The 13,840-nt window shown below is 38.9% G+C and carries 14 protein-coding genes and 1 riboswitch; of the genes, 10 read left to right on the top strand and 4 right to left on the bottom strand.

The genetic code is table 11. The features are described 5' to 3' along the window. Positions 1 to 12: 12 nt before the first annotated feature. The gene (locus J2S74_RS06475) at positions 13 to 1,221 is read right to left on the bottom strand and encodes an MFS transporter (RefSeq protein WP_307323248.1); all 1,209 of its coding nucleotides are present in this window, start codon (positions 1,219 to 1,221) and stop codon (positions 13 to 15) included. A gap of 236 nt (positions 1,222 to 1,457) precedes the next feature. Between J2S74_RS06475 and J2S74_RS06470 the strand changes: the two genes are divergently transcribed. From J2S74_RS06470 to J2S74_RS06460, 3 genes are all read left to right on the top strand, one after another. Beyond that, positions 1,458 to 1,838 carry an OsmC family protein gene (locus J2S74_RS06470; protein WP_307323246.1) on the top strand — a complete coding sequence of 127 codons (381 nt, stop codon included), beginning with the start codon at positions 1,458 to 1,460 and terminating at the stop codon, positions 1,836 to 1,838. 13 nt (positions 1,839 to 1,851) lie between these two features. Then, the gene (locus J2S74_RS06465; protein ID WP_307323243.1) at positions 1,852 to 3,216 is read left to right on the top strand and encodes an MATE family efflux transporter; all 1,365 of its coding nucleotides are present in this window, start codon (positions 1,852 to 1,854) and stop codon (positions 3,214 to 3,216) included. Positions 3,217 to 3,408: 192 nt separating this feature from the next. Then, a complete protein-coding gene (locus J2S74_RS06460; RefSeq protein ID WP_307323241.1) occupies positions 3,409 to 4,221 on the top strand; it encodes a YfkD famly protein in 813 nt (270 codons plus the stop codon). 147 nt (positions 4,222 to 4,368) lie between these two features. Here J2S74_RS06460 and yfkAB read toward each other — a convergent pair whose 3' ends face one another. After that, on the bottom strand, positions 4,369 to 5,484 hold the full coding sequence (gene yfkAB, locus J2S74_RS06455; RefSeq protein WP_307323239.1) for a radical SAM/CxCxxxxC motif protein YfkAB: 1,116 nt from the start codon (positions 5,482 to 5,484) through the stop codon (positions 4,369 to 4,371). A 210-nt stretch (positions 5,485 to 5,694) separates the two neighbouring features. Here yfkAB and J2S74_RS06450 point away from each other — a divergent pair, with 210 nt between their 5' ends. Next, a complete protein-coding gene (locus J2S74_RS06450; protein ID WP_307323237.1) occupies positions 5,695 to 5,877 on the top strand; it encodes an SE1561 family protein in 183 nt (60 codons plus the stop codon). Positions 5,878 to 5,952: 75 nt separating this feature from the next. Here the strand turns inward: J2S74_RS06450 and J2S74_RS06445 are convergent, their stop codons facing one another. After that, complete coding sequence (locus tag J2S74_RS06445; RefSeq protein WP_307323235.1) at positions 5,953 to 6,699, bottom strand: NADPH-dependent oxidoreductase; 747 nt, start codon at positions 6,697 to 6,699, stop codon at positions 5,953 to 5,955. Between the two features lie 504 nt (positions 6,700 to 7,203). On the opposite strand from J2S74_RS06445, the gene J2S74_RS06440 reads away from it, so the two are divergent. The 5 genes from J2S74_RS06440 (at position 7,204) to pdaA (ending at position 12,210) form a co-directional block, all read left to right on the top strand. Further along, a complete protein-coding gene (locus J2S74_RS06440; protein ID WP_307323234.1) occupies positions 7,204 to 7,839 on the top strand; it encodes a histidine phosphatase family protein in 636 nt (211 codons plus the stop codon). 434 nt (positions 7,840 to 8,273) lie between these two features. Further along, positions 8,274 to 9,824, top strand: coding sequence for a fumarate hydratase (locus J2S74_RS06435; protein ID WP_307323232.1), 1,551 nt, complete (start codon positions 8,274 to 8,276; stop codon positions 9,822 to 9,824). Positions 9,825 to 10,021: 197 nt separating this feature from the next. Then, a complete protein-coding gene (locus J2S74_RS06430) occupies positions 10,022 to 10,309 on the top strand; it encodes a hypothetical protein (protein ID WP_307323230.1) in 288 nt (95 codons plus the stop codon). A 254-nt stretch (positions 10,310 to 10,563) separates the two neighbouring features. After that, positions 10,564 to 10,668, top strand: a riboswitch (SAM riboswitch). A gap of 197 nt (positions 10,669 to 10,865) precedes the next feature. Continuing rightward, on the top strand, positions 10,866 to 11,036 hold the full coding sequence (fbpA, locus tag J2S74_RS06425; RefSeq protein WP_307323228.1) for a Fur-regulated basic protein FbpA: 171 nt from the start codon (positions 10,866 to 10,868) through the stop codon (positions 11,034 to 11,036). Between the two features lie 388 nt (positions 11,037 to 11,424). Then, positions 11,425 to 12,210, top strand: coding sequence for a delta-lactam-biosynthetic de-N-acetylase (gene pdaA / locus J2S74_RS06420; RefSeq protein WP_370875980.1), 786 nt, complete (start codon positions 11,425 to 11,427; stop codon positions 12,208 to 12,210). Positions 12,211 to 12,460: 250 nt separating this feature from the next. Here the strand turns inward: pdaA and J2S74_RS06415 are convergent, their stop codons facing one another. Beyond that, on the bottom strand, positions 12,461 to 12,826 hold the full coding sequence (locus tag J2S74_RS06415) for a GAF domain-containing protein (protein WP_307323226.1): 366 nt from the start codon (positions 12,824 to 12,826) through the stop codon (positions 12,461 to 12,463). A 129-nt stretch (positions 12,827 to 12,955) separates the two neighbouring features. Here J2S74_RS06415 and J2S74_RS06410 point away from each other — a divergent pair, with 129 nt between their 5' ends. Then, the gene (locus J2S74_RS06410) at positions 12,956 to 13,825 is read left to right on the top strand and encodes a DNA-3-methyladenine glycosylase family protein (protein WP_307323224.1); all 870 of its coding nucleotides are present in this window, start codon (positions 12,956 to 12,958) and stop codon (positions 13,823 to 13,825) included. Positions 13,826 to 13,840: the final 15 nt, after the last annotated feature.

The following is a 13,840-nucleotide window of genomic DNA, read 5'->3' as shown; positions in this document are numbered from 1 at the left end:
TGAACTTTCCGTTTAAGATGCGGCTTTTCTTACTTTTTGAAGCTGCTTCTTATTTGTATATTCAAATATAATGCCTAAGACCACCATCATTAACAGCATTCCGCTTATGGAATAGTAAATGGCTCCTTGATCTACAACCCCGATCAACCATCCACCGACCATTGGCCCAATCATGCTGCCAACAGCAAACAGAACGCCGATCATAACATTTCCGGTAGGTAATAAATTTGATGGCAGCAAATCGGCTAAATAGGCAATTCCTAAAGAAAATAATGAGCCAAGCAGCATACCGCTTACAGCGAATAAACTCCATAGTGCCCATGGAATATGCTCAACGAAGGTCATGGTAAAGAAAAGAATAAATCCAATGAACAGAAGACTCCTTAAAACACGGCTTCGGCCAATTTTATCACTTAAGATTCCTAAAGGAAGCTGGGTTATTAAACTTCCAAAAACAAAGCTTGGGAGGAGGATGACTGTTACAAAATGAATATCTAATCCCATCCGCATGGCATAGACTGGGTAATTTCCGTGTAGAGAAGCTTCAAGATACCCGTAGCAAAAACCAGGCAGTAAAGCAAACCAGGCTAATTTCACTACTTCTTTATATCTTGCTAATGTATTTAATTGAGAAGCCGTTTCAAAATCACTAGACGGCCATTCATTTTTTAAGAAAATAATAAATCCCCAAGCAATAAGACTCGATCCAGAGGCTATCATAAAGGGGAGAAATTCATTCACATCAATTAACCTAGTCATCATTGGCCCTATTCCAAAACCTAGTCCAAAGGCTAACCCATAAATGGAAAGTTGCCGTCCCCGTTTCTCTTTCGTACTGGTAGCACTAATCCAAACCTGGGTAGAGAAGTGAATTAAATTGTCGGCAATTCCTACTATCATTCTTAAAATAAACCAAAACCAAAAGGCTTGCCAGATGGGGAAAAGTAGTAAAGAAACCGTAACGAGTATTAACCCTAAGATAATGACAGGTTTATATCCATATTTCCGGACAGGCTTTTCAATAAAAGGAGCAATTAAAATAATTCCAATATATAACGCAGCGGCATTTAGTCCATTAGCGGAAGGGGAAACCCCTGCAGTTTCTAACATAACTGCTAATACAGGGAGCAGCATCCCTTGGGAAAAACCAGCAATTAACACCATACCTACTAGGACCCAATAACGATAAGTAGGGTTGTTGTGTTGTTTCTTAGTTGACATGGAAAAAGCCCCTTTCGTTTTGGCTACTGTTTAAAAAGCTCAAAAACCGAGCTTTTTGAACAGACTCTTTAAGTATCCCTATCCATTGTAAATTCTTTTTCGTTTAATTCAAGGAAAATTAATGGATATTTAGTTGATAGTTAGATACTATCGAAGTAAATAACGTGACGAAATTTGCACCATCAGGGTACAATAAAAGGATAATATCACTCTTAAAAAAAGGACGTGAATAATAGATGAGATTTGAAATGAAAGAAAACGGGTTTGAAACTAATTTTGAATATGGAACATTGCAGGTTTCTGGGAATGAAGAGTATGGTTTTCGCCCTTATCAGCTAATGGTGAGCGCCATTGCGGTCTGTAGTGGAGGTGTTTTACGGAAGGTTTTAGAAAAGCAGCGAATGACGATTTATCACATGACCGTAGATGCCGATGTTACGAGGGATCCAGATGCTGCTAATAAGCTTACGAAAATTCACTTGCACTATACCATCAGCGGAGAGAATTTAAATGAAGCTAAGATTGAAAAAGCAGTTGTTTTAGCGCAAAAAAATTGCCCTATGGCTCAAACGGTTATTGACTCCATTGAACTAACAGAAACCTTTACAATCCAATAAAAGAGGGAATGGAATGAGTGAAAAACAGCTTGACTTCACAGAAGGCAATATTCTAAAGAAAATGATTATTTTTTCAGGGCCTATTTTACTCACGAATCTCCTTCAAGTATCCTATCAGATTATTGATTCCCTTTGGGTTGGAAATCTTCTTGGCGCCAATGCACTTGGTGCCATTGCCATTTCAGGGACGATTGTTTTTACCATCCTTTCGTTTATTATTGGAATTAATACTGCGGCATTAACGGTTTTATCACAATATAAAGGTGCTAAGAACGAAGAGGCTCTCAAGGCTGCATTGAATGGTTTTGTTGTGGTTTTAGGTACGTTAACTATTATGCTGGGGATTATCGGTTATTTTGCATCACCATATATCCTAAGGTGGATGGGAACACCTGGGGAGATGCTTCCATTAGCAACAACCTATTTGCAAATTAATTTCATTGGAATTAGCTTTGTTTTCGGCTATAACTTCATTGCTACGGTACTCCGAGCTCTCGGTGACAGTAAAACGCCAATACGCTTTGTGATGATAGCAGTTATCTTAAATGCAGTAGTAACGCCTATTTTTATTGCTGTATTGGATCTAGGTATTGCGGGAGCGGCTTATGCTACCATAGTTGCCCAAGGAACGGCCTTTTTATATGGACTTATTTATTCGATATATCGAGCAAACGTACCCTTTACGGTTCCATATTTCCCAGAAGCCTACTATATAAAGTCTATTTTCAAGCTAGGCTTGCCTTCAGGGTTATCCATGATGGTCATTTCTGGAGGGGTTCTGGCAATAATGACTGTTGTAACTACCTTTGGGGAAGAAGTAGTAGCTGGGTTTGGCGCTGCCCAAAGGTTAGACAGTCTCATTATGCTTCCTGCGTTGGCGTTAGGCTCTGCGGTAAATAGTATGGCAGGGCAAAACATCGGTGCTAAGCTTTGGGATCGAGTGGAGGTCATTGCGAAGCATGGGCTTACCTTAATTTTACTAGTCTCTTTTACCATTAGTGCCATTATTTTTTTTAGTGCGGAGTTTATGATTTCTTTGTTTGTTCAAGACCCAGAAACGGTTGCCTTTGGAAAAATGTATGTACAGACGATTGCATTCTTCTATCCCTTTCTAGGGATTAACTTCGTTTTGAATGGAGTTGTACGGGCAGCAGGAGCTATGTTTCAAATATTTATACTTAATGTCATATCCTTTTGGGTGCTGAGGTATCCATTAACTTATATAGCTGCTTATTGGCTAGGTGAACAAGGAATTGCTATCGGTATGGGAGCAAGTTTGGTGATAAGTAGTTTTATTGCCATCGGATACTATAAATTTGGTAAATGGCGGGAGATTAGGATTATAAATGATGAAGAGAAGGAAAAGGGAAGTAATTAGTTAATTTTTTTAATAAAATGCAGCTCCGTGATAGATGTTTTCTATCGATGGGGCTTTTTTTGTGTGACATAGAATACCTGGAAGGAAAATATTTAATTTGAAAAGCAACAACGGATAATTTTTCAACTTCTAGCAAAACTAACTGTAAATCAAAATAAATCTAGATGCCAAAGTGTTTAAGGAGGCAATTTAATGATGAAAAAAGCTCTAGTTTATCTCCTTCTCCCAATGATTTTTCTCACTATAACGTTAACTCCAGTTTTTGCAGCAGAAGAAGGGGAGGGAGAAACAGAGGAAAATCCTATACCTGATTCCGCAATGGACATTTCAAAGGATAACACGTATCCCAATCCGACACAGGATCTTCCGCGACTTCATCCAAGTGAATTGGCTCAGGAATTATTAGATTCGACAGATATTAAAATTGAAAACCCTGAGCTTATCAAGATGTTCAACGAGTCAGCAATTAAAGGATCAAAGTTAGCTTTGTTTATGAACGTTTCCATTTATCTAGGACAATGGCCGTTGGCATATGAGTCGGAGGAATCTAAATTCAATTGGGACTTCGAGAAGGTGAATACCAATGTGCTGGATAACCGTGGTGGAAATGAAGCGAAGAAAATACAGTACTCACAAGACCAGCAAAAACGAATAAAAGGTGGCTTAACGGCGGAAGTTCCAAACGGTGAAATGGTCCAGCAGTTAATGCTATTAAAAGCCACAGAGAAATTAAACATGCCACTCACCTTCTCTACCGTTATTGGCTATAATACGAAGGCAGACAGGTATTATAGTGTCCCACCTCAAATGATGGGTTATCTCGATACGTATGCGGCTGCCGTTAATGAAAAAGGGAAGGTTACTTATGGGGAGGTTTATCTCCGCATGAGGGGAGACAAAAAATGGTTAGAGGTTAAAAATGTTACCCAGCAAGGAATAGGAGCATGGATTCCAATTCAAGATTATGTAAATTTAAGGGTGCAAACAACAAAGCAACCAAGATAGTTTAGAAACGCACAGGCGATGAGACGTGGTTAAATTAGGAGAATCGTCTGTTTAATTTGGGCAGGCTATATTAATAGCTTGAAACATGCAAGGGTGCCGCAAAAGGTTTTACGTAATCCTTCGGTGGCACCCTCCCCATTTTTGGTTTTAGGAATGAACGAATAACTGAGTTCGTTTTTTAAAGTCCACGTTTTTATAGTAGGCGTCTTTTACTAATAAATTAGGTCCTAAGCACTTCACTGCTGGACAGTGGCAATCAACGGACTTTGCCAGTTCTGATTTTTTCCATTGGGAAAAGGCAGTTTCCAAAGTCGTATCTTGGACATGCCCTAGGACACCTGCATCAGCAAAATCGGTAACATTAATACTTCCATTAAAAATATCCACGTTAATTCGTGAACGACCGTCAGGATCATTTCTAACGGTTACGTTTTTTTCCGAATATAGTCTTTTTAATAGCTGTTGATCTTCCTCTTCCTTGTTACAAGGATAGAAGGGGAGAGTCCCAAATAGCATCCAAATTTCCTCATTTCTATGATCTAACAGTCGGTGGATACCGGAACGTATTTCATTTAAGGAAGCAATGCTCAAATTACTTGCAAATGCACTTGGGTACATAGGGTGCACCTCATGCCTTTGGCAACCCATTTCCACAATTTGATCGTGGATTCGTTCTAAATTTGGTAAGGTACGTTTATTTAACATCGTTTCCGCCGAAACCATTACCCCTTTAGCTGCTAAATACTTGCTGTTTTCCACCATTCGGTCAAAATAAGCTTTTCTTTGATCGTAGGATGGCTTACGATCCATCACGGCAAACCCAATTTCTACGAAATCATCGACACTTCCATAATTATGGGAAATATGTAGGACATCTAAGTAAGGAATAATTAACTCATAACGGTCTATTGGCATAGTTAAATTAGAATTAATTTGCGTACGGATCCCACGTTTGTGGGCATAGCGGAGTAATGGAACCACGTAATCTTTAACGGATTTCATGGACATCATTGGCTCTCCACCTGTAATGCTCAGTGCCCTTAAGGTTGGAACCTCATCAAGGCGTTTGATTAATAGTTCAATAGGTAATGGAGCGGGATCCTTTGTTTGTAAGGAATACCCGACGGCGCAATGCTCACAGCGCATATTACATAGGTTCGTCGTTGTAAACTCCACATTGGTTAGACGGGCTTCTCCATATTCTTCTTGATCTAAATAAGCCTCCCATGGGTCGTAGGAAGGGCTGATTTTCCGTAAGTTCATATTAAAAACTCCTTTTACAATTAAAAGAAAATACCATTTTTTATCATACACGAACACAGGCCAATTTAGAATAGATAGAATAAGAAAAATCGAGTACAATTTTTTTCCACTAGAAAAAAAGAACATGCACCGTTGACAGAGGAAAAATGTTTGTTAGAATGGGGAAGCATATACATAGAGGTTCCCGTTGCATAAGAAAGGAGCAGTAAAATGAATAAGGTACAGGAAGAGAAAATGAACCGACTTCATGAAAGGATGGATCAAATTGTAATGATGCTCGATGCTATTGATCCGGAAAAAGCCGGGGTTGAGGATATTGACCAGCTTATTGCCATGCTGGATGAAATAGAGGCAAAATGTAAGGAGTATCGTCATGAATGGAATATGGAATAATCGAGTGCGTCTCAAGGGTGTATCACCTTTTGAGACGCACCCAACTTATAGGACACCCTCATTAAGCTTTTTTATTTAATCATTATGGAACCCTTGTTTTTTCAAGGCTGATGATACATCTAAAAATCCCTTATATGCATTGGAGTAAAAATTGGCAACGCCACTGGACCAATTTCGCGATTGGGCACCATTTGTTCTCTCCCGTATATAGTTTTCCATCGTTTCATCATATTGATTGATCAGATATTCCAGATTTTCCTTATGATACTGTTCCTTATGATAAACAGCCTCAAGGGGAAGTCGTGGTTTTGTGGCCGAATCATTCTTTGGGTGACCTACAACGAGTCCAGAAATGGGGAAAACATATTCCGGTAGGTCTAATAGTTTAATGACGTCGAGAGGATTTTTTCTAATACCTCCAATAGGAACTGTACCAAGACCCATGGACTCTGCTGCAGCTATGGCATTACCAAGGGCAATTCCCACATCTGTCGCACCAGTTAAAAGAGCCTCTACACTATCGGTGACTTTGATTGTTGTATTGTTTTTCTCAGCAGCAAGCTTTGCTCGATAATAATCTATACAAAATACAAGAAATACAGGTGCTTCATCTACATACGCTTGGTTTCCCACCAGTTTCGCTAATTTTGCTTTTTTTGGTTTGTCTTGTACCTCAATTACCGTTACCTGCTGTCCGTTAATCCAGTTGGCAGCGGCCATGGCAGAAGTTACAATCGTTTCAAGCTGTTCGTCCGTAACTGGATCTGCTTTATATTCCCTAAATGATCGGTGATTCTGTAATAAGTTAATTACTTCATTCATTTTTTGTCTCTCCCCACTTTGTTTTTTAGTGTATGCTTATTTTTTCGCAAATAATTATAACAATACTTCGGTGGTGGCTTCCATTGAAGCGAATTTCACTTCTAAAAGGCTCAAATCATTTATACTTTAGTTAAGATAAGATTTATTTACCTAAAGGATAAAAGAGCACAGAGTTTAGATCAAAGGGGATAACAATTTCCCTAGGTCCTCATGGAGTCGATAGTACTTGCTTTTATCTCAGGAGATGATATTTAATGTTTTAAAGTATGAACTTCTCCCCGATGAAGAGGCTCAGTTCCCACCTTCGTTATAGGAGTTGTTAGCCCATACGACAGAAGAGGAATGTTACCGAATGAAAAGGGTAAGTGGAAATTGGGTAACATTTAAGCTTTAATACTTACCAAAAACAAAGAGCTGTCAAGATTTCGGATTTGATTTATTAACCTGATTCATTAAAAACAAAAGTGAGTCTTTCGAAAAAATAAAATTAGGGTGGGGGATAAAATGGAGTTGTATTTAATTCGCCATGGACAATCGGTAGCTAATTTAAATGGAATAATTCAAGGGCATGCGGACGTGCCGCTATCTAGTTTAGGTAAAAAACAGGCAGAGCAAGTGGGAGAGGCTTTGAGGAATGTGCCGTTTGATGCCGTATATAGTAGCGACTTACAGCGTGCGTATTACACGGCAGAGGCAATAGGTGAGAGACAATCTTTATCTGTAAATAAACTGGATTTTATTCGAGAAGTGGGGTTAGGTCCATTAGAGGGATTGAAGAAAAAGGAATTATATAAAAGGTACCCCCATTTAAGGCATCAATCACTACTCACATCTGGAATTCCAGGAACAGAACCCGTTCCTGCCATAACGAGCCGTTGTGCAGTGACACTAGATTATTTCTTCCATAATCACCATTCAGACACTGTCGCCGCTGTTTCTCATGGTGGGTTTATCAGTATCTTTCTTACTTACTTAATGTTCGGGGAGCAGTGGATTCAATGTGAGCGGCCTTTTATTATTGAAAACACAGGAATTACAAAGATTTCTATAAATAAATGGGGGAAGGCCAAGTTTCATTATGTAAATAATACTTCCCATTTACAGGAACAAAGTGGAGAAGAAACCTCTTCAATGGCATAAAAAATAATGATAGGATAGTAATTTGTGAAAAAGAATTTCTAGAAATTTTTTACAAGGAAAAGGGTTGTGCTTTCTGATAAACTTAATAAACATAAATGTTCTTAATCTATATATTCTAAATTCATCGCCAACTGCAAAGGGTTTCATAGTATAATAATCTTATTGAGAAATAAAAGAAAAGGCTTTTTTCGCATAGATTGTTGTTTTGGGATAACTCGAAGGAGTGAAAGGCGGCGACTCCAACGGGAAAAGCAACTGCTGAAGACACCGTAGGGTGGTTTTCCAAGAAGGCTGAAGCGTTGCCCGCGGAAAGCGTCCGCCTGTAACGGATTCGAGGACAACCTATTAGAAAGCAACTTGTTCTTTATGCGACGAGTAATCGCAGGAGTAACTTTATCGAAGACAGCCAAAGAAAAAGAGGAGTGTTTGAGGGCATGGAAAACTTTCGTCAAAGTATTTACGATTTAGTTGTGGAAACATCAACGAATTTACCATACGATGTACGTCGCGCCATTCGTCAAGCAAAGGAAAGGGAAAATGCTGGAACGAGAGCAGCTTTATCTCTTGCTACAATTACGAAAAACATTGATATGGCAGATGATAACGTATTGCCGATTTGTCAGGATACTGGAATGTTAACCTTTGAAATTAAAGTTCCCATTGGGGCGAATCAATTGGAGATGGAAAAGGATATTTATGAGGCTATCCGTCAAGCTACGAAGGATGGGAAACTTCGTCCGAACTCTGTGGATTCATTGACCGGAGAAAACAGCGGAGACAATATTGGACCAGGTACACCGATCATTCATTTCCACCAATGGAAGAAGGATTATATTGATACCCGTTTAATTATTAAGGGGGGCGGTTGTGAAAATAAAAACATTCAGTATAGTCTGCCAATGGAAATTGAAGGGTTAGGCCGTGCTGGTCGTGACTTAGATGGAATCCGCAAATGTATTCTACACTCTGTGTACCAAGCACAAGGACAAGGTTGTAGTGCTGGCTTCATCGGAGTAGGGATCGGTGGAGACCGAATTTCTGGCTATGAGCTAGCTAAGAAGCAATTACTTCGAGATGTAAGTGATGTGAACGAGAACGAAAAGCTAGCTGAATTGGAAGAGTATATTATGGAAAAAGGAAATACACTTGGAATCGGAACGATGGGTTTTGGTGGAGAAGCAACACTTCTTGGCTGTAAAATTGGTTCCATGAACCGTTTACCTGCAAGCTTCTTTGTTTCTGTTGCCTATAACTGCTGGGCGTTTAGACGTCTAGGTGTGGAGCTAGATGCGGAAACGGGAGCCATCCAAAACTGGCTGTATAAAGAAGGAGAAAAAATCAGCTTCAAGAATGATGAGGCAGCTGCGGCTTCTGAAAGCGACACTGAAAAGCAAGAGGAAGCGCGTGAGGTTGTTCTTCAAGCACCGATTACGGAGGAACAAATCCGTGAGCTAAAGGTTGGAGATGTAGTCGTGATTAACGGTGATCTTCACACAGGTCGAGATGCGATCCACCACCATTTAATGGAGCACGATGCGCCTATTGATTTAAACGGACAAATTATCTATCACTGTGGACCAGTAATGTTGAAGGATAAAGACGGCGAATGGCATGTAAAAGCTGCAGGACCAACTACAAGTATTCGTGAGGAGCCTTACCAAGGGGATATTATGAAGAAATTCGGTATCCGTGCTGTTATCGGTAAAGGCGGAATGGGACCGAAAACGTTGAAGGCATTAGAGGAACACGGTGGGGTGTATTTGAACGCTATTGGTGGAGCGGCACAGTATTATGCTGACTGTATCAAGAAGGTTGAAGGTGTGGACTTAATGGAATTTGGTATTCCAGAAGCAATGTGGCATCTGAAAGTAGAAGGCTTCCGTGCTATTGTAACGATGGACTCCCACGGTAACAGCCTGCACAAAGATGTGGACAAAACATCCTTCGAGCGCTTACAGCAATATGGGGAAAAGGTATTTTCGTAATTAATATAACATTAAAAAAGAAGGACCAATTCGGTAGTAGTAACGAATTGGCCTTCTTTGTTTTTGTAGCAGTAGAAAGAGGGGGCGATCTATACCAATTAGGTGAGTATGCAGAAGCCGTATACACACTTCGGAGACTTTATATTCGTGTAGAGAGGGAATTTTTTGTCTACTCGTTTATATGAGGTATAATATAAATGGTATTTATTAATTCTGTTGAAATAGTAGGTGTTTTAATGTTAGGTACTGTATACAAATGGATTGCCTTTGTTATATTAATTAGCTTATTTATTATTGATTTTGGTATATTTCCTTACCCGCAATTTGTTTTTTATGGATTAAGCATTGTAGGCTTTGTCATCAGTATTTTAGGGAGACAAACAAAAGCAGAAAATCAGTTGACGAATTTTGTAGGACAATTAAGCTTTTACGGACTTTTAATTGTAGTCGTCCTCTATTTCCTGCCAACGTTAGGGTTAGCTTAAGTTTTAAGGAAGGTATTTTTCGTTGACAATTATTAAAAAATAATGTAAATTGTATTTAATTACCAATTGCGTATTGAATGAATCTTATTTTTGCTATACAAGACCTCTTCTTAAATTATTTTGAAGTGGTTTTATTTATTTTTAGGAGATAGTAAAAAAACCTTACATAAAAATTAAAATTACAGCCTGTATTTCGTCATTTTTTCGTAAATGATTTCATATATTGATTAACAACTCCATATTTTTACAAATAATTCTTATCCCGAGAGATGGAGGGACTGGCCCAAAGAAATCTCGGCAGCAGATCTGACAAAGATACTGTGCCAATTCCAGCAAGCTGTATGCTTGATAGATAAGGAGAGTTAGAATCACTATGTCTGCCTCTTCATGAGAAGGGGCTTTTGTAATGGTCAAAACATTGTCAGAACACATAACATATCTGGTTGAGATTATAGCAGACATATCAATGTAAATCAGTTGGAGGAAGAAAGAGTTATTGTGGTATCACTTTATCAATTTCTGCTTAGTCAATAAAAAATGAAATGGAGTGGTTGTAATGTCCAAATTTATTCAAGAAGCTATTCGTGCAAAGAAAAATTATTTAATTAGTCAGCTGATTCAGTCGGGTATATTTAAAAAAGGGGATCAGCATCTATACGAATTAACGCTAACGGAATTAGAAGAAGAGTATAAGGCCCATGAAAAAGAAAAGTCTAAAGTGACATGACCGATTTTTATGGAAACAATAGGGAATATCCTCTCCTATTTCCATCAATATAAACAACAGAACGGTAGCACACTCTTTATGTAGAAAGGAGTGTCGTGGACCTACGCTCATTCCGAGTAGATTAACAACGCGAATTTTATATTTCATGATGCAAATTTTGATATGTATGTGAGTGTACTGGAAAAAAACAGGGAAACGTAGAATAAAAACAACGTAACAGAAACAACCTAAAATTAGACAAAGAGGGCACTGGAAGTATAATAAGCCCAATGGGAAAGACGAAACCCCTGTCTTTTCATTGGCCTCTTAGACAATAGTGAGTGAAGGTGGAATGAAGTTGAAGCAGGCAAATTATTACTCAATCACAAAATTAATTGTACTCACCTTAATGCTTTTAATCGCTGCAGCTGTAGTCATGCCTAAAATTAGTAACGCAGAAAGTAATGAAAAGTATAATTGGAGCTTTAACCCTGCTAAGAACAATGAACCGGCTACAACAGAGCCCATTTATGAAGAATTACTTAATAAATACGGTGGTTTTTATATTGGAGATACAAATGAAAAGGAACTGTACTTAACCTTTGATAATGGATATGAAAATGGGTATACAGCAGAGGTTTTAGACGTATTGAAAGAAAAGAATGTACCTGCTGCCTTTTTTATTACTGGGCATTATTTAAAGGAAGAGCAGGACTTAGTCAAACGGATGATTGATGAAGGGCATATCGTTGGGAATCACTCCTACCATCACCCAAGCCTGCCTGACGTTTCCGATGAGCGTCTTAAAAAAGAATTAGAGAGCTTAAGGGAATTATATGAGGAAGTAACTGGCCGTGATGATATGAGGTATTTACGACCGCCTCAAGGTACCTTTAGTGAGCGAACATTAGCTAGAAGCGCAGAACTTGGCTATATTAACGTTTTCTGGTCCTTTGCATACAAGGATTGGGAAATAAATAATCAAAAGGGCTGGAAGTATGCCTACGACAGCATCATGAAGCGTGTCCACCCAGGAGCCATCCTCCTTCTCCATTCCGTTTCCAGCGATAATGCGGAGGCATTACCAAAGGTCATTGACGATCTAGAAAAGGAAGGCTATACCTTTAAAAGCCTTGATGAATTAGCGATGAAGAGAAGCTTATTGCCAATAACAATGAAGAATATAAAGAAATAACAAAAATGAGGCTGGGACAAAAGTGTTTTATCAATGAGAAATCCGAACGGAGCATATAAATCGCTTCGGAAATATACTTCGCTTTCCGCGGGCGGCTAGTGAGCCTCCTCGTGCATACGCACTGTGGGGTCTCACCTTTGCCTTTGCTCCCGCAGGAGTCTACGTATATTTCCTACGCTATGGTATTGCATTGTTCGTATTTTCATTTTAACACTTTAATTATGTCCCAGCCTCATTTATGTAAAGCATATTAATTAGCAAATCCCATTTCACCAATCGCTGAAGCAATCGTTTCTAGTGTGCTCACATCTGTCACATCGAAAGCGATAGCTTCACGAGTACGAACGATTAAAACACCAATTGTTTCTTTTTCAGAAGTAGTAATAGGAAACTTTAATTCACTGTTAGATTCCCAAACTAAGTCATTCTCGTTATCGGAAGCTGCCATTAGACGTACATCTGATTCATTTTCGTAAAAATAAATACCTGCCCAATGAATATATGGAACTTGCTCCACAAGGCTGTGAACCGTTTTTTCTAAAATTTCTTGTAGGTTCTTCTTCTTATAAACTTCGGCCATAATTTGTAGTGAGGCCACATCTGTTGGAATTGACACAAATAATCTCTCCCTTAAAAACAATTTTGCAAATCCTATTGTAGCAGAGGTAAATACAAATAAGTGTTGCCAAGTTCAGGAAGAGTGAGACCCTATGATAAAATAAGAGTTAGGAAAGGCGGTGTGCGTATGGATGAACACATAATAGTACAAGGACCTTATAATTTTTTCCAAGCGTTAAAACGGTTAAAAATAGATCCACTGTATGAAATTAACTTGGAAAAACAATCAATAAAAGTGCCATTATGGATGGAAGGGACAGCGGTTGTTGTCCATATAACACATGTAGGTACAGTAGAGGAACCCCGTTTTCATATTAAAACGATGGAAGCTGTGCACGAAGAAAAAGTAATCAAAGAGCTGAGGAGAATATTTCATTGGGATATATCTTTACATACTGTTTATGAACATTTCCAGCAAACAGACCTTCATTCTTTGTTTGAAACGTTCCGTGGAACCCCCTTTGTCTGTGATTTCTCCTTGTATGGCTGTTTAATGAAAACCATTATTCATCAGCAGTTAAATATGGCATTTGCCTATGAACTATCTAAGCGATTTATCCAGACCTTTGGGGTGGAAAAGGAGGGGCAATGGTTTTATCCGAGTGCTGAACGTGTGAGTGAGTTGAAGGTAGAGCAATTGCGTGAGCTTCAATTTAGCCAGCGAAAAGGGGAATATGTCATTGATACCTCGAAGCTGATTGCCGAAGGGAAGCTCCATTTAGACCGTTTCCTCTATGAAGAGGATGAGAAGATAATTAAGGAATTAGTAGCTATCCGTGGTATTGGTCGTTGGACAGCAGAGTGCTTTCTCATGTTCGGTCTTGGCCGTACGGATCTTTTTCCTGTACAGGATATTGGTATACAAAATGGCATGAAAAAGTATTATGGGCTTGATAGAAAGCCTTCCTTGGAAGAGATGGTGGAGAAATCAGAAGGATGGAAACCTTATCGAACGTATGCCTCTCTCTACTTATGGGAGAGTCTTGAGGTAGATTAAGTTTCAATAAAAGGA

Origin of the sequence: Evansella vedderi, assembly GCF_030813435.1 — a bacterium.
GTDB lineage: Bacteria > Bacillota > Bacilli > Bacillales > Salisediminibacteriaceae > Evansella > Evansella vedderi.
The sequence above is the reverse complement of the archived record's forward strand: the minus strand, read 5'-3'. Positions and strand labels throughout refer to the sequence as shown.